Below are 13,514 nucleotides of genomic sequence, written 5' to 3' on the forward strand. Positions count from 1 at the left end.
CGGTCGAGCCCGAGTGAAGCGCCGCTCAAGGCCGGGCCAGGGGGTGGTTGCCCGGGGGCCCCGCCGAGCGCCGGCGCACTTCGCCCACAGCTCCGAGCCCTCCACCCTGTGCTAAATTCGCACACATGGAGATCGGGGCGCGCGTCGCTGAGGCCAGGCAGGAGCGCGGTGTCACCCAGGCGCAACTTGCCGCCACCATCGGGCTGGACCGCACCGCTCTGGCGAAGATCGAATCGGGCAGTCGGCGGGTAGCCGCTGTGGAACTCGTGGCCATCGCGCGTGAGTTGGGGCGTCGCGTGGAGTGGTTCGTCACCGAGACTCCACCTGCACTCGCTTCGTACCGCAGGGCCCAGCCGGGAGCCGCTGTTCAGGTGATCGACACCGAACTCGATGCGCTGGTCCGCGATGCCGAATTCGTCGCCTCACACTGTCCCGAGCTGGTCGCAGGACAGCCGAGCACCTTGCCTCACCCCACCACCGCAGAGGGGGCCGAGGAGCTGGCCGTCACCGCGCGTGGCCTTCTCGGACTGAGCCCGGACCAGCCGGCACATGAGCTCTCCAGGCTGGTGGCCGGCGTTGGGCTGTTGGTGTTCTCCGAAGATCTCGGCGAGGGCGCCGACGCCGGCACGGTGCTGTTGAGACAGGGCGGTGTCGCGCTCATCAACGGCCACTGGCGGGTCGGCCGACGCCGCCTGGCCACTGCCCACGAGCTGGGACATTACCTCGTGGCCGATGAATTCTCTCTGGACTGGCGTGTTGCTGCGACGGAGGCGTCGGGCATGGAGGCCAGGATGGACCGGTTCGCCCGAGCCGTGCTCTTGCCGCGCGAGGACCTACGAACGCGCTGGCAGGAATGGCTGGCCATTCCGGACGAGAACTGGCGTGATGCCGCCGTACGCGCCGCCAGTCACTACGAAACGGACATGGCGACTCTGGCACGTAGGCTCGTTGAAATCGACCTGGTCGACAAGAGTCGCGCGGATGACATTCGCCGCGTCCAGACCAAGCAGGCCGATATCGTGGAGAAAAATCTCGTCGTTCGCGATGAACTGGCGCCAGTAGCATTGCCGCGCACGTTCGAGCAAGCGGTGCTGAAGTTGTTCCGCCGCGAAGTAATCACTGCCGGTCGAGCTCTGGGGCTACTGCGGGGCACTTTTACCGAGTCTTCTCTTCCCACCCTGCCTCCCGCACCTGAGGCGGAGATTTGGGACGTGACCTCGTGACGGACGACCGAACCGTATACGTATGGACACAGGCCCATTGAGCCACTTCGCGAAGGCTCAGTGGCTTGGATTCCTGAAAGCCGTTCTGAAGGAATACCGCGTGGTCATTCCAGACGTAGTGGCGGCCGAGTTACGCAACGGGTCAACCCAACATCGCCACTTGGAGTCGGTCCTCGAAGCCGAGTGGATCGAGACCGTGCCTCTCGAGAGTCCGACGGAGTTGCTGATCTACGCCGAGTATGAGCGTCTGATGGTCGGTCCGGACGGGCGCAACATCGGAGAGTGCGGCGCGCTCGCACTGGCTGAGACACTGCCGAACGCTGTGGCAGTGGTCGATGACCGAGTGGCCGTAAAGGCTGCCCGGGACCGCTCGGTCACGGTGCGCCGCACCCTGAACCTGCTGTGTGACGCCATTCGCTCCGGGCTGCTTACAGTGCCTCTGGTGTCTGCGCTCGCAGATGACCTCCTCCAAGGCCAGTACCGACTCCCTTTCCAACCGGGAGAATTCGCCGATTGGTGCACCAGGGAGGGAATACTGCTGGAATGATCCGAAGGCTCGGCAACCGCATGGGTGGGCTGCCGGTGAGCGACGAGTTCGGCATCTCCACCGGGCGGCGCGGCAACTTCCAGCACGGCGCGATCGAGTGGCGCTCCGCCACCCGTACGGCGGTCGTCATCTACTACTGAGTGCGTCATCCACTGCTGAGTGGGGACGTCATCCACTGCTGGCACGGACGTCCTTGACGAACACGATCCCGTCGCTGTCCGCGAGACGGGCCGGGTCGAGCGGGGCGTAGCCGAACCAGGGCGACACGCGGGGCTCGGCCCGCGTGTCGCCGCCGAGGACCCCGGCCAGCCGGCGGGCGTCGACGAGGCAGGGGCCGGGGTCGGCCGGGACGGCGAGGTCGTACAAAAGCCCCTCGGCCGTCTCCGGCGGCGGCGTGTCCACGCCCCGGTGGCGCAGGGTGCCCAGAGCCGTGGCCAGGAAGGCGTACGCCTCGCCGAGCCGGGCGCTCACCAGCGCGCCGGCGCTCCACCAGCGCACCGGCCCCTGCCACATCCGCATCGTGCTCTGCTCCCGCTGGAGGTGGGCGTTGTGGGCGTGGACGAGGACCGGGCCCCGTTCGGCGGCGGCGAGGAGGTTGCCGGCCATCATCCGGCTGCGCAGGCCCAGCAGGCGGGTCATGCGGGCCGGTGAGGTGTCGGCCATCCAGTAGTGGTAGCGCAGCAGTCCGGCGGCGGTACGCCCGTACAGGCGCGCCCGGTCGAAGTCGTCCCGCGAACTCGCGGCGATCAGGTGGGGTGTGTACTCCTCGAACAGCGCCACCAGTTCGCCGGCGAGCAGCCGCAGTCGCCCGGCCTCGGCCGTCCGCCCCACGGACCGGGCCGGGTCCATCATCGCGGCGGGATCGGTCCACCGGTCGTCGGGGCCGAGCAGTCGCTCGAGCGTGTCCGCGGCGCAGGGCAGCAGGTCCGCGTCCAGGTGGCCCGCGAGGTAGCCGTGCAGTGCGGTGAGGGTCTGCCGGGGGCTCGCGGCCGCGGTCAGCTCCAGCGGGCCGTCGAAGCCGGCGAAGCGCAGGCGCTCGGAGGCGGGCCGGCCTTCGTTGTACGCGCGCATCCAGCGCACCAGTTCGCGGTTGGCCGCCGAGGCGCCCAGCCCGAGGTCCGGGTGGCTGAACCCGTGTTCCATGACGTCGTCGAGGCTGCCGGTGCCCGAGGTGACGTGGTCGTCCACGACCAGGCCGCGCACGCAGTCGCTCTCGATCGCGATCGTCCGGAAGCCCTCCTGTTCGACGAGTTGCCGGAAGAGCTCGTTGCGTATGTCGAGCAGGGTGTCCTCGCCGTGGGTGGGCTCCCCCAGGGCGAGCAGCCGGGGCCGGGCCGGCAGCAACCGCATGACGGCGGCCGCATCGAGGGCATGGACGGTGTCCGTGAGGTCAGTGGCCATGCATTGAACGGTATCGTTGAACCTTCGGTGGAAACTTTTCGCGATGTCGACCGCGATGTCAGCCGCACCGTGGACCGCAATGTGGGCGCCAATGTGGGCCGCATGTGGGCCGTACGTCGCCCGTCACGGACAGGACCATGGCTCAGAACCTTCAAACGGGGGATCGGCTCCGGCCGGTCGATCTGGCGCGCGGGCACGGTCTGTCCACGCAGGCGGTCAGGAACTACGAGGAGGACGGCATCCTCCCGGCCGCCGAGCGCACACCCAGCGGCTACCGCGTCTACACCCCGCTGCACGCGGCGGCCCTGCGCGCCTTCCTCGCCCTGCTGCCCGGCCACGGCCACCGGACGGCGGCGGCGATCATGCGGGCCGTGAACCGGGGCGCGGCCGAGGAGGCGTTCCGTCTCATCGACGAGAGCCACGCCCAGCTCCTGGAGGACCGGCGCACGCTGCGGGCCGTGGAGAGCGCCCTGCGCGACCTGGCGTCCGGCGTGGCGCCCGGCCCCGACGCACCGGCCGGTCGTGACGCACCGTCCCGGCCCGACGCACCATCCGGGCACGGGGGCCCCGACGCACCGTCCGGGCACGGCGGCACGTTCATCGGGACGCTGGCGGGGCGGCTCGGGATCCGGCCCGCGACGCTGCGCAAGTGGGAGCGCGCCGGACTGCTGCGCCCGCGCCGCGACCCGCTGACCGGGTACCGCGTCTACGACGAGGCCGACGTACGCGACGCCCGGCTGGCCCACCAGCTCCGGCGCGGCGGTTACCCGCTGGAGCGGATCGCCCCGCTGATCGAACGGGTGCGGGCGGCCGGCGGGCTGGAACCGCTGGAGGCCACCCTCGGCGACTGGCGGGGCCGGCTGTCCGCCCGGGCGCGGGCGATGCTGTCCGGCGCCGCCGAGCTGGAGGCGTACCTCCGCGAGCGCGGGTGAGGCGCTCCCCTCACCCGCCCGCCGCCCGTTCGCCGGAGGCCCCCGCACGAGACATCACGCCGACATCGCCTGCTCGCCGCAGTCGTCCTCGGGCAGGCAGGCGGTGGCCAGTTCGTCCAGGGACACCTCCAGCGCGGCGGCCAGCGCCGCGACGGTGAAGAACGCCGGGGTCGGGGCCCGCCCGGTCTCGATCTTGCGCAGCGTCTCGGCCGACACCCCGGCCAGCGCGGCCACTTCCACCATGCTGCGGTCACCGCGCGCCCGGCGCAGCAGCGCGCCGAAGCGTTCTCCGCGCCGCCGCTCCCACGGGGTCAAAGGAGTTCTCACCATGACCGTGATACTAATACCGGTATAAGAATTGGGACACCGCGGCGTGGGCCAGGACGACGGGACACCGGAACGCCGGAGAGCGACGGAGAACGCCGGAACGCCGGAGAACGCCGGGACGCCGGGGCGAGGAGCAGTGGGACATGGTGGAGATCAAGACCAGGACGGCGCTGGACGCCATGCGGGAGGCCGGCCGCGTCGTGGCCCGGACCCTGGCCGCCGTGCGGGAGGCGGCGGGCGTCGGGGTGTCCCTGCGCGAGCTGGACGAGGCGGCCCGCGCGGCGCTGACCGAGGCCGGGGCCCGCTCACCCTTCCTCGGCTACCGGCCCTCCTTCGCCCCCACCCCCTTCCCCGCGGTGATCTGCACCTCGGTCAACGACGCCATCGTCCACGGCGTCCCGACCGACTACCGCCTGCGCGACGGCGACCTGGTCAGCATCGACTGCGGCGCCGAACTCGACGGCTGGACCGGGGACGCCGCCGTCACCTTCACCGTCGGCACCCCCCGCCCCGCCGACCTGGAGCTGATCGAGGCGACCCGGCGGGCTCTCGACGCCGGCATCGCCGCGGCCGTCCCCGGCAACCGGGTCGGCGACATCTCGCACGCCGTCGGCGCCGTCGCCGAGGCGGCCGGCTGCGGCATGCCCCCCGACTTCGGCGGGCACGGCATCGGGCGGCGGATGCACGAGGACCCCCACGTCCCCAACCGGGGCCGCCCCGGCCGCGGCTTCCCCCTGCGGCCCGGCCTGGTCCTCGCCATCGAGCCCATGCTGATGGCCGGCGGGCACGACGACTACTACGCCGCACTCGACGGCTGGACCCTCCGCACCACCGACGGCAGCCGGGCGGCCCACTTCGAGCACACGGTCGCCGTCACCGAGGAGGGCCCCCGCGTCCTGACCCTGCCCTGACCTGCCCTGACCTGACCCAATCTGGCCCGGCCCGGCCCGGCCTGACCTGACCTGACCGGGCCTGCCCCGACCCGCCTGCCCCGGCCGGAACGGCGGCTTCTTCCGCGCCGCCCGGTCAGACGACCGGCGGCCGGCCCAGGCGGGTCATCCGCCACACGGTGGACCACCGCATCGGCCGGCGGGGCGGGCAGGGGGTGCGCAGCCCCTCGGCGAACCCGCCGCACCAGGCCCGCAGTCCCGCCGCCGACCTGGTGCGGGCCACGGTCAGGGCGGCCCAGACGCCCAGGTAGACGGGGATGAGCGGGGCGGGCAGGTGCCGCTTGGCGAGCCAGACCCGGTTGCGGGCGACCATGCGGTGGAAGACCGCGTGCCGGGTCGGCGACGTCCATGGATGCCGCAGCACCAACTCCGGGTCGTAGAGCACCTTCCAGCCCGCGTCCAGCGCCCGCCACGCCAGGTCGGTCTCCTCGTGCGCGTAGAAGAACGGCGCGGGCCAGTCACCGGTTTCCTCCAGCATCCGCATGGACAGGGCGTGGCCGCCGCCGAGGAACGTCGTCACCGGCCCGCCCCGCGTCGGGTCCGCCGCGCGCAGCCGGGGGACGTGACGGCGATGGGTACGGCCGCGCTCGTCGGCGATGCGGAAGCCGACCACCCCCAGCCGTTCGTCCGCCGCGTACAGCCCGGTGAGCCGGGTGAAGACGTCCGGGCTGACGAGCAGGCCGTCGTCGTCGAGGTCGACCGCCACGTCGACGTCCCCGAACTCCCGCAGACGGGCCAGGGCGACGTTCCGGCCGCCGGGGATGCCCAGGTTCTCCGGCAGCTCCACGCCCGTCACCCAGTCCGGCAGCGGCGGCAGCGGCGCTCCGTTGCCCACGACCACCACCCGCGCCGCGGGCGTGTCCTGCCCGGCGACGGACTCGAGGAGAGCGGCCAGCTCGGCGGGACGCGTTCCCATGGTCAGGACGGCGACGCCTACACGCGGGTGACGCACGGTTGAACTCCCATGGCTCGGTGGGGTTTCCGGCCGATGCTAGCCTCGCGCTTTCATGAAGCGTGCTGTCCGGCAGGCGGTCAGGAAAGCGCGACGTCAATGGCCCGGCTGATCGGCGCGGGCGGTCCGGGAGCCGAAGACGGCACATTCGTCAAGTCCCGTCCGGAATCGGTTCGGGCTTTCAGGACTCGGCGGCCGGACGGGGGATCAGCGCGTGCACGACGGCGGCCACCAGGGCGATGCCGACACCGGTCAGGCACAGGAGGCGGGCGGTGAGGTCGTGGTCGACCAGGATGCCGCCGAGGGCCGCGCCGAGGGCCTGGCCGAGGTAGATGCCGGAGGAGTTGAAGGAGATGACGACGCTGGGCAGGGTCGGCACCAGCGTGGTCAGCCGGTGGTTGTTGGGGGTGGCCAAGGCCCAGCCGGCGGCGCCGTTGAAGACCATGACGACGACCACGGGGACGACGGAGGTGCTGATCGTCAGCGCGGCGAGGGTGACGATCAGCAGGGCGATGGCGAAGGTGAGGGTGCGTTCGGCGCCCAGCCGGTCGGCGAGCCAGCCGCTGCCGAAGGAGCCGAAGATGCCGCCGACGCCCCAGGCGAGCAGCGCGCCCGCGAGTGCGGTGCCGTGGATGTGGGCGATCTCGCCGAGCACGGTGGCGGTGTAGGTGTAGACCATGATGCCGGCGCCGCTGGCCAGGAGCATGAACAGGACCATGGCCACGACCCGGCGGTTGGCCAGGACGGCGAACCGCTGCGTCAGGGGGATGGCCGGCGGGATCGGCAGGCCGGGCAGCACCGCCAGGACGCCGAGCAGCGCGAGGGCGCCGACGGCCGCGACGAACACGAGGCTGGCCTCCCAGGACAGGTGCTGGCCGATGGCGGTGCCGACGGGGACGCCGAAGACGGTGCCGATGGTCAGGCCGCCCAGGATCACCGACAGCGCACGGCCGCGGTGGGCGGGCCCGGCGAGCGCGGCGGCCGCGGCGGAGGCGTTCGGCGTGTACAGGGCCGCGCCGATGCCCGCGACGACGCGCGCCACGAGCAGCAGGGGCAGGTTGGGCGCGGTTCTACGCCTGCGTCGGCGCGGCTAGAAGGCGGTCTCCGACCTCGACCTGGCCTTCGCCCAGGTCGGCTCCAACAGCCGGGGCAAGGTGGAGGATGTCACGGGCTGGTCCGCTGGAGCGACGGCGAACTCGACAACTACGTCGGCACCACCACATCCGGCCTCGGCACCGAGCAGCGCATCCTGAACCCCAACAAGACCTGGACCCACGACGCGGCCATGACCACCGGCGACTACACCGGCAACAACCGCACCGACGACCTCCTCATCCGCTGGTCCGACGGCGAAACCACCATGTACACCGACACCGGCACCAACCACCTCGGAACCGAGCACATGCTCGTCGCCCCCACCTCCTGAACCCGCCAAAACCGCCACGGCTCGCGGTGCCGTGGTAGCGCAGGCGCATCAGCTTGAGGCTCCCGCCGTCGGCCAGTTCGCCTTCCGCACATGCGTACTGGCCCCCGGTGGCGGGCGCTCAGGCCGGCCACCGCACGCGTCCGCCGAGCGCCCGCGCCGAACCGCTCGACGTGACCTCGGGTCACGGGTCGGAAAAAGCACTCAACCCGTGGCGGTCAGTACGCCCGCCACCGTGTGGGGGTGCAGGCGGGGGTTGGTGGACGGGGTGGGGAGGACGTGGAGTTGGGCGTCGTCGGGGGACGGGAAGACCAGGCGGATCAGTTCCGGGACCCGGTACTCGGGGGTGCCGGCGTCGGGGGTGCCGGTGGACTGTTGGGCGGACTGATGAGCCGTCAGTATCACGTGGTGATCGAGTAGTTGGCCCAGTACGGACTGCGTGGACCAGGTGTCGCCGCCCAGCAGGCGCCGGGCCGTGGTGATGTCGAAGGTGTCCGGCCCGGCCGAGGCCAGTACGGACAGGGCCCGGTGCAGGGACTGCGGGAGGCGGGCGACCGCGCCCGAGGCGCGGGCGAGCACGTCGCAGGCCTCGTCGTGCAGCTCCGCCGCCAGGTGGCCGTCGTTGGTCAGACCGCGGGCCAGGTCGGGCAGCGTCCACATCGGGCGGGCCGCGAACTTCTCGCCCACCGTCCGCAGGGTCAGCGGGAAGTTGCCCATCAGCCCGGTCACCCGCTCCAGCAGGTCGCGGTCGGCCGCGAGGCGCTCCGCTCCGGCCAGCCGGGTGAAGAAGGCGGCCGCGTCGGCGGGCGACAGCGGGCCGAGCGACAGGCTCCGGGCGCCGGGCAGGCCCGGCAGGCGGACCCGGGAGGTGACCAGGGCGAGGCTGTGGCCGTCGGCGGGCAGCAGCGGCAGCACCTGGTCGGTGCTCGCGGCGTCGTCCAGCATGACCAGCAGCGACCGGCCGGAGCTCGCGGCGCGGAACATGCCGGAGAGTTCGTCGGTGTCCTCGGGCAGCCCGGCCGTGTCCAGCCCGAGGCCCCGCAGCAGGGTGCCCAGGGCCGCGGCGGCCCCCCGGGGACGGTCCTGCGCGTCGTGCAGGCGGGTGTAGAGGGTGCCGTCCGGGAAGTAGGGGGCCAGCTGGTGCGCGCCGTGCACGGCGAGCGCCGTCTTGCCCACGCCGGCCGGGCCGAGGATCACCAGGACGCGAGGGCCGGTGCCGGGTCCCGCGTCGGGTCCCGCGCCGGAGGCGGTGCCGGTGGGGTCGGAAGGCGCGGTGGCATCGGCGGAGGCGGCGGAGGCGGTGGAGGCGGGGGCGCCGTGGTGCCGGGGGCTGCCGGCCGGGTCCGCGGCGGCCGGTCCGGCGAGTGCGGCGAGCCGTGCCATCTCGGCGACTCGACCGGTGAAGTCCGGTATGTCGAGGGGGAGTTGGCGCGACGTGGTGATGGCGGCCCGGGGCCGTGTGCCGGCCGGCGTCACCGTTCCCGCCGCCGGTCCCTGGGGGGCCGGCCGGTACGGCGGCGGGAACGGGGACACGGGCGGCGGGGACTGGGTGACCGGCGACGTGTGGGCCGGTGCGTCGCCGGGCGGCGTGGAGGGCGTTCCGGGCGGGGGCGGGGACGGCGCGCCGGGCTGCATCGCCGGCGGCGCGGCCGGCTGCGGCAGGGATTCGCTGAGTACGTCCCGCTGGAGTTTCTGCAGCCGCTCGGACGGCTCGATGCCCAGTTCGTCGACGAGCCGGCGGCGCAGCCGGGTGAACGCCTCCAGGGCCGTGGCGCGCTGCCCGGAGCGGTGGGTGGCGAGCATCAGGTGCGCGGTGAACTCCTCGTTGAGCGGATGGTCGGCGGTGACCTGGAGCAGCTCCCCCACCAGGCCGCGGTGGCGGCCCAGTTGCAGATCGGCCGTGATCCGCAGTTCGAGGGCGCTGAGCCTGGCCTCGGCGATCTGCGCGATCTGCGCGGTGAGCATCGGCCCGGTCTCCAGACCGGCGAACGGCTCGCCCCGCCACAGCGCGAGCGCCTCACGCAGCAGCGTGGCCGCGGTGCGCGGGTCGCCCTCGCTCAGGGCGGTGCGCGCCCGGACCACCGCGTGGTCGAACTCCCACAGGTCCAGTTCACCCGGCCGCAGGTCGATCCGGTAGCCGCCGGGCGCGGTGCGCACCCGCTCGTGGGGGTCGGCGGGGCAGCGGAGCGCCTTGCGCATCTGGTAGACGTACGTCTGCACCGTCTTGCGGGCCAGCCGCGGCGGATCGGCCTCCCACAGTTCCTCGATGAGCGAGGACGTGGACACCAGGCGGTTGGCGTTGAGCAGCAGCAGGGCCAGCGCCCGTCGCGCCATGGGCGCGGTGGGGGTGCGGTCCTCGTCCCGGGCACGGACCTCGAGCGGTCCGAGCACCCCGATCCGCAGCGCGCCGGCCGGTGCGGTTGCGTTCATGACGTCGTGTTCCTTCCCGTCCCGTACGTCGTGCGGCGGCCCTCGCGGCCCCCGGTGGCGCGTGCGGACTCGAGGGTGCGGGTCCTGGTGAGCCGCTCCGTTCCGCTCCGCTCCCTGCGGTATTCGCTGGGTGTGGTGCCGTAGCGGTCGCGGAAGAGCCGGCTGAAGTGGGAGGCGCCGTACAGTCCGGACCGCTCGCCTATGAGCGCGACGGGCAGGTGGTCCAGGGAGGGGTCGGCGAGTTCGGCGCGGCAGCGGGCCAGGCGTTCGTCGCGGATCCAGCGGGCCGGACTGCTGCCGTACTCCTGGAAGATCTTCTGCAGGTAGCGCAGCGACACGTTGTGGTCGCGGGCGATCGTCACGGGGCTGAGCCGGGGCTCGGCCAGCCGCTGGCGGACGTAGGCCTGGATCTGGAGCATCAGCGCCTGCCGGGCGATCTGGGAGTCCTCGGCGAACTCGCGCATGCGCTCCGCGAACAGGGCCGCGGTCAGCCCGGCGACGCTGCCGCCGAGCAGGTCCACCGCGGTCTCGACCTCGGTGCCGTGCCGGCCCAGCCCCTCGAGGAGGGAGGACAGCAGCGCGGCCAGGCCCTCGGTGCCGGTCCAGGGGCGGGCGGTCACCCGGTCGGCCTCGGCGGCGGTCAGACCGACCAGCCGGTGGGGCACGGTGACGTCCACCAGCCGGAAGTTCTCGGGCATGATCACCTTGTACGGGCGGGTGCTGTCGTAGCAGACGAGCTGCGGGGCGCGTACGGTGCCGTGCCGGCCGTCCTGGAAGACCCAGACCTCGCCGGACAGCGGGCGCAGTACGCGCAGACAGCCCGCCGTACCGCCACCCGCCGTACCGTCCGCCGTAACCGCCGTGTGCGCGGCGATCAGCCGTGCCGGGCGGACCAGTTCGCCGGGGCCGCCCCGGACCAGGGTCACCCGGACCCCGCCGAACTGATGGGTCGTCGTCATCCCGCGGAGCGGCTCGTCGTGGTCCCTGACGATCTGCACTCCCCCGCGGCCGGAGGGTGCGGGTCCGTCCGCGAGCAGCGTTCCGGCGGGCCGTGCGGGCTTGCGTGCGTCGAGGCGTGGCACTGCGGTGACCTCCATCCGTGCGTGGGGACGAAGCGGCCGTCGGCTGGTCACTCCATCACCTCACACCATGGAAACATACCCGCATGCTGGTATTGCCATTTGTATCGGAGAGTCCGATGAAACGCAACCCCGCAGGGCAAAAGGCATGGCAGACCCGTCAGTCGAGCTCCGTACGCCGGCTCCGTACGCCAACTCCGGCCGCCGACGCGCCCCTTCACGCGCTGCCTGTGCGCCGTCTACGCCCGGCTCGGCGTCGTGTTCGGCCTCGGCGTCGAGTCCGGGCTCCGTCCGGTGGCCGGGCTCTGTCCGGTGGCCGGGCTCCGTCCGGTGGCCGGGATCTGTCCGGTGGCCGGTTGCGGCGTCCGTTCAGTGGCCGGTTGCGGCCTCCGCGAGGGCGGCGGCCACGGTGCGGGCCACGCTCCGTTCCTGCCGGGCCGCGCGGGCCAGGGCGGCCCTCTCCGCGTCGGCGGCCAGCGTCCGGTAGCACACGCCGTGCCGCGACAGTTCCTCCAGGACCCGCCAGGCCCACGCGGGGTCCTCCCCGAAGCCGGGGCCGGGGCGGGCGCCTGGGACGGGACCGGCATCCGCACCCGCACCCGCGCCCGCCGCGGACCGCTCCTGCGGCGACGTCCCGGCGACGGGGTCCCACAACAGCCGGTGCGGGTGGGCCCCTTGCCGGGCGAGCGCGCGCCAGCGGGGGCCCTGGTGGATCTCCTCGCGCATCCGGTGGGCCAGCTGGACCGTGGCGGCGGCCGGGCTCCGGCCGGCGGGACCGGTCCCCTGTCCCCCGCCGATGTCCAGGCCGCGCACGGGCAGCGACACGGCGACCGGTACGGCGGCCAGGTCGTGCCCGGCGGCCGCCGCCCGCTCCCAGCCGGTGAGCAGAGCGTCCGTCAGCCGTGCGTAGCGCTCGAGGGAGACGACGGGCCCGGCGTGGACGCCGATGCCCTCGGCCAGGCACGCGGTGATCGCCGCGAGGCCCGGGTCGGTGGCCGGGACGCGGATCATCAGGTTGGGCCGGCCGACCGCGTCGCGCAGGGCGCGTGCTCCGGCCCGTACGGCCCGGGGATCGTGCGCGAGCCGCACCGGTACGGCGGCGCAGACGTACCCGTGGGCGCCCCCGGACGTCTCGTGGCACTCCCGCAGCAGGTCGGCGGCGCGCCGCGCCGCGTGCACGACCAGCTCGCCCAGCGCGCCGCCGCCGGTCCGCCCGCGCCGGGCCAGGGCCCGCAGATGGCGTTCGTAGGCGGGATACGGAACCGGCGTGCCCGGGGACCCGGGCGCGGCAGGGGTGTGCTGGTGCAGCAGTACGCCGAGCGGTGCCCCGCCCCTCACGTCCCCGAACGGCCCTGCGCCCACCGCGGCCCCGCGCGGGGCACCGGGCGCGTACAGCGCGGCGGCGCTCACCGGACGGCCCCGCGCGGGGCGTCACTGCCGCCGACGCGTTCGACGTCGTTCCCGGGCGCGGCGGTCAGTGCCCCGTGCAGCGGCGGGACGTCCTCGGGGCACGTCCCGCCGGCCGGCCGGTCCACCTGGTGCACCTGCCGGCCGCGGGCGCGGTGGCGGGCGGGGACGTCCTCCGGCACGGCGACGGCGGTGCCGCCCTCGACCGGGACCCGGTTGCCGTCCCCGCGCACAACCAGGTTGCCGAGCCGCTGGTGACCGGCCAGGGAACTCGCCTCATGGCTCACGCCCTCCTGCAGGTCCCCGTCGGAGGCGAAGACCCGGATCGTGTGGTCGAAGGGAGACGTGCCCCGCGGTGCCCCGGGGTCGGACAGGCCGCGTTCGCGGCGGGCGGCCATCGCCCCGCCGACGGCGGTGGCCGGTCCCCGGCCCAGCGGCCCGGTCGTCGTCTCCACACCTGGGGTGTGACGGTACTCGGGATGGGCGGGCGGCAGGCTGCCCTCGCGGCGAAGGGTGCGGAAGTCGTCCGGGGCCGGCGGGTGGGTGGCCGGGGCAGGGCTGATGCCGGCGCCCGGGTGGCCGTACCCGGCGGCAGCCCGGGCCGCACCGGCGCCCCGGGCCGCACCAACACCCTGGGCCGCGTCGGCGGCCGGGCCCACGTCGGCGGTCGGGGTCCCATCGGCGGCCAGGGCAGCGGCGGTCGGGGCCTCCTCGGCGGCCGGGGTCCGGACCACGTCGACCGCGCGGCGGTCGGCCTCGGTCCACACCGGCTCGGCGAGCGGGGCGGCGTCGTGCTCGGTCAACGGTGCGGTCATGGGTGCGAGTTCTCCTTGGACGAGCGCA

The 13,514-nt window shown here is 73.7% G+C and carries 14 protein-coding genes; 6 read left to right on the plus strand and 8 right to left on the minus strand.

Annotation, left to right across the window (positions count from 1 at the left end):
* Positions 1 to 125: 125 nt before the first annotated feature.
* From ACI2LW_RS27020 to ACI2LW_RS27030, 3 genes are read left to right on the plus strand one after another with little or no spacing between them, the layout of a single operon-like run.
* On the plus strand, positions 126 to 1,223 hold the full coding sequence (locus ACI2LW_RS27020) for a helix-turn-helix domain-containing protein (RefSeq protein WP_404733825.1): 1,098 nt from the start codon (positions 126 to 128) through the stop codon (positions 1,221 to 1,223).
* Between the two features lie 37 nt (positions 1,224 to 1,260).
* A complete protein-coding gene (locus ACI2LW_RS27025) occupies positions 1,261 to 1,770 on the plus strand; it encodes a hypothetical protein (RefSeq protein ID WP_404733826.1) in 510 nt (169 codons plus the stop codon).
* Positions 1,767 to 1,910 carry an LGFP repeat-containing protein gene (locus ACI2LW_RS27030; protein WP_404733827.1) on the plus strand — a complete coding sequence of 48 codons (144 nt, stop codon included), beginning with the start codon at positions 1,767 to 1,769 and terminating at the stop codon, positions 1,908 to 1,910. Before ACI2LW_RS27025 ends, ACI2LW_RS27030 begins: the two co-directional genes overlap by 4 nt.
* A gap of 28 nt (positions 1,911 to 1,938) precedes the next feature.
* Here the strand turns inward: ACI2LW_RS27030 and ACI2LW_RS27035 are convergent, their stop codons facing one another.
* Positions 1,939 to 3,171, minus strand: coding sequence for an erythromycin esterase family protein (locus ACI2LW_RS27035; protein ID WP_404733828.1), 1,233 nt, complete (start codon positions 3,169 to 3,171; stop codon positions 1,939 to 1,941).
* Positions 3,172 to 3,308: 137 nt separating this feature from the next.
* On the opposite strand from ACI2LW_RS27035, the gene ACI2LW_RS27040 reads away from it, so the two are divergent.
* Positions 3,309 to 4,103 (plus strand): TioE family transcriptional regulator, encoded by a 795-nt coding sequence (locus tag ACI2LW_RS27040; protein ID WP_404733829.1) that lies wholly within the window; start codon positions 3,309 to 3,311, stop codon positions 4,101 to 4,103.
* A 54-nt stretch (positions 4,104 to 4,157) separates the two neighbouring features.
* On the opposite strand, the gene ACI2LW_RS27045 is transcribed toward ACI2LW_RS27040, so the two are convergent.
* Positions 4,158 to 4,433: a helix-turn-helix domain-containing protein gene (locus tag ACI2LW_RS27045; protein WP_404733830.1), complete on the minus strand. Its 276-nt coding sequence runs from the start codon at positions 4,431 to 4,433 to the stop codon at positions 4,158 to 4,160.
* A gap of 140 nt (positions 4,434 to 4,573) precedes the next feature.
* On the opposite strand from ACI2LW_RS27045, the gene map reads away from it, so the two are divergent.
* On the plus strand, positions 4,574 to 5,341 hold the full coding sequence (gene map / locus ACI2LW_RS27050; RefSeq protein WP_404733831.1) for a type I methionyl aminopeptidase: 768 nt from the start codon (positions 4,574 to 4,576) through the stop codon (positions 5,339 to 5,341).
* A gap of 115 nt (positions 5,342 to 5,456) precedes the next feature.
* On the opposite strand, the gene ACI2LW_RS27055 is transcribed toward map, so the two are convergent.
* Both ACI2LW_RS27055 and ACI2LW_RS27060 read right to left on the minus strand, forming a co-directional pair.
* The gene (locus ACI2LW_RS27055; protein WP_404733832.1) at positions 5,457 to 6,332 is read right to left on the minus strand and encodes a glycosyltransferase family 2 protein; all 876 of its coding nucleotides are present in this window, start codon (positions 6,330 to 6,332) and stop codon (positions 5,457 to 5,459) included.
* Between the two features lie 181 nt (positions 6,333 to 6,513).
* Positions 6,514 to 7,389: an MFS transporter gene (locus ACI2LW_RS27060; protein WP_404733902.1), complete on the minus strand. Its 876-nt coding sequence runs from the start codon at positions 7,387 to 7,389 to the stop codon at positions 6,514 to 6,516.
* 228 nt (positions 7,390 to 7,617) lie between these two features.
* Between ACI2LW_RS27060 and ACI2LW_RS27065 the strand changes: the two genes are divergently transcribed.
* Positions 7,618 to 7,758 carry a hypothetical protein gene (locus ACI2LW_RS27065; RefSeq protein ID WP_404733833.1) on the plus strand — a complete coding sequence of 47 codons (141 nt, stop codon included), beginning with the start codon at positions 7,618 to 7,620 and terminating at the stop codon, positions 7,756 to 7,758.
* A 201-nt stretch (positions 7,759 to 7,959) separates the two neighbouring features.
* On the opposite strand, the gene ACI2LW_RS27070 is transcribed toward ACI2LW_RS27065, so the two are convergent.
* The 4 genes from ACI2LW_RS27070 to ACI2LW_RS27085 all read right to left on the minus strand — a co-directional run bounded on the left by ACI2LW_RS27070 (position 7,960) and on the right by ACI2LW_RS27085 (position 13,486).
* The gene (locus tag ACI2LW_RS27070; RefSeq protein ID WP_404733834.1) at positions 7,960 to 10,185 is read right to left on the minus strand and encodes a BTAD domain-containing putative transcriptional regulator; all 2,226 of its coding nucleotides are present in this window, start codon (positions 10,183 to 10,185) and stop codon (positions 7,960 to 7,962) included.
* Positions 10,182 to 11,267, minus strand: coding sequence for a helix-turn-helix domain-containing protein (locus ACI2LW_RS27075; protein ID WP_404733835.1), 1,086 nt, complete (start codon positions 11,265 to 11,267; stop codon positions 10,182 to 10,184). The genes ACI2LW_RS27070 and ACI2LW_RS27075 overlap by 4 nt, the downstream gene beginning before the upstream one ends.
* 366 nt (positions 11,268 to 11,633) lie before the next feature.
* Positions 11,634 to 12,674 (minus strand): transaldolase family protein, encoded by a 1,041-nt coding sequence (locus tag ACI2LW_RS27080; protein WP_404733836.1) that lies wholly within the window; start codon positions 12,672 to 12,674, stop codon positions 11,634 to 11,636.
* Positions 12,671 to 13,486: a hypothetical protein gene (locus ACI2LW_RS27085; RefSeq protein WP_404733837.1), complete on the minus strand. Its 816-nt coding sequence runs from the start codon at positions 13,484 to 13,486 to the stop codon at positions 12,671 to 12,673. The genes ACI2LW_RS27080 and ACI2LW_RS27085 overlap by 4 nt, the downstream gene beginning before the upstream one ends.
* Positions 13,487 to 13,514: the final 28 nt, after the last annotated feature.

The organism is Streptomyces sp. NPDC004065 (assembly GCF_044903565.1).
Lineage (GTDB): Bacteria > Actinomycetota > Actinomycetes > Streptomycetales > Streptomycetaceae > Streptomyces.

Bases quoted from the DNA above. Each gene is read 5' to 3' on its own strand.
- ACI2LW_RS27020 (WP_404733825.1), top strand. From the start codon at position 126: ATGGAGATCGGGGCGCGCGTCGCTGAGGCCAGGCAGGAGCGCGGTGTC.
- ACI2LW_RS27030 (WP_404733827.1), top strand. From the start codon at position 1,767: ATGATCCGAAGGCTCGGCAACCGCATGGGTGGGCTGCCGGTGAGCGAC.
- ACI2LW_RS27035 (WP_404733828.1), bottom strand. From the start codon at position 3,171: ATGGCCACTGACCTCACGGACACCGTCCATGCCCTCGATGCGGCCGCC.
- ACI2LW_RS27040 (WP_404733829.1), top strand. From the start codon at position 3,309: ATGGCTCAGAACCTTCAAACGGGGGATCGGCTCCGGCCGGTCGATCTG.
- ACI2LW_RS27045 (WP_404733830.1), bottom strand. From the start codon at position 4,433: ATGGTGAGAACTCCTTTGACCCCGTGGGAGCGGCGGCGCGGAGAACGC.
- map (WP_404733831.1), top strand. From the start codon at position 4,574: ATGGTGGAGATCAAGACCAGGACGGCGCTGGACGCCATGCGGGAGGCC.
- ACI2LW_RS27065 (WP_404733833.1), top strand. From the start codon at position 7,618: ATGACCACCGGCGACTACACCGGCAACAACCGCACCGACGACCTCCTC.
- ACI2LW_RS27070 (WP_404733834.1), bottom strand. From the start codon at position 10,185: ATGAACGCAACCGCACCGGCCGGCGCGCTGCGGATCGGGGTGCTCGGA.
- ACI2LW_RS27085 (WP_404733837.1), bottom strand. From the start codon at position 13,486: ATGACCGCACCGTTGACCGAGCACGACGCCGCCCCGCTCGCCGAGCCG.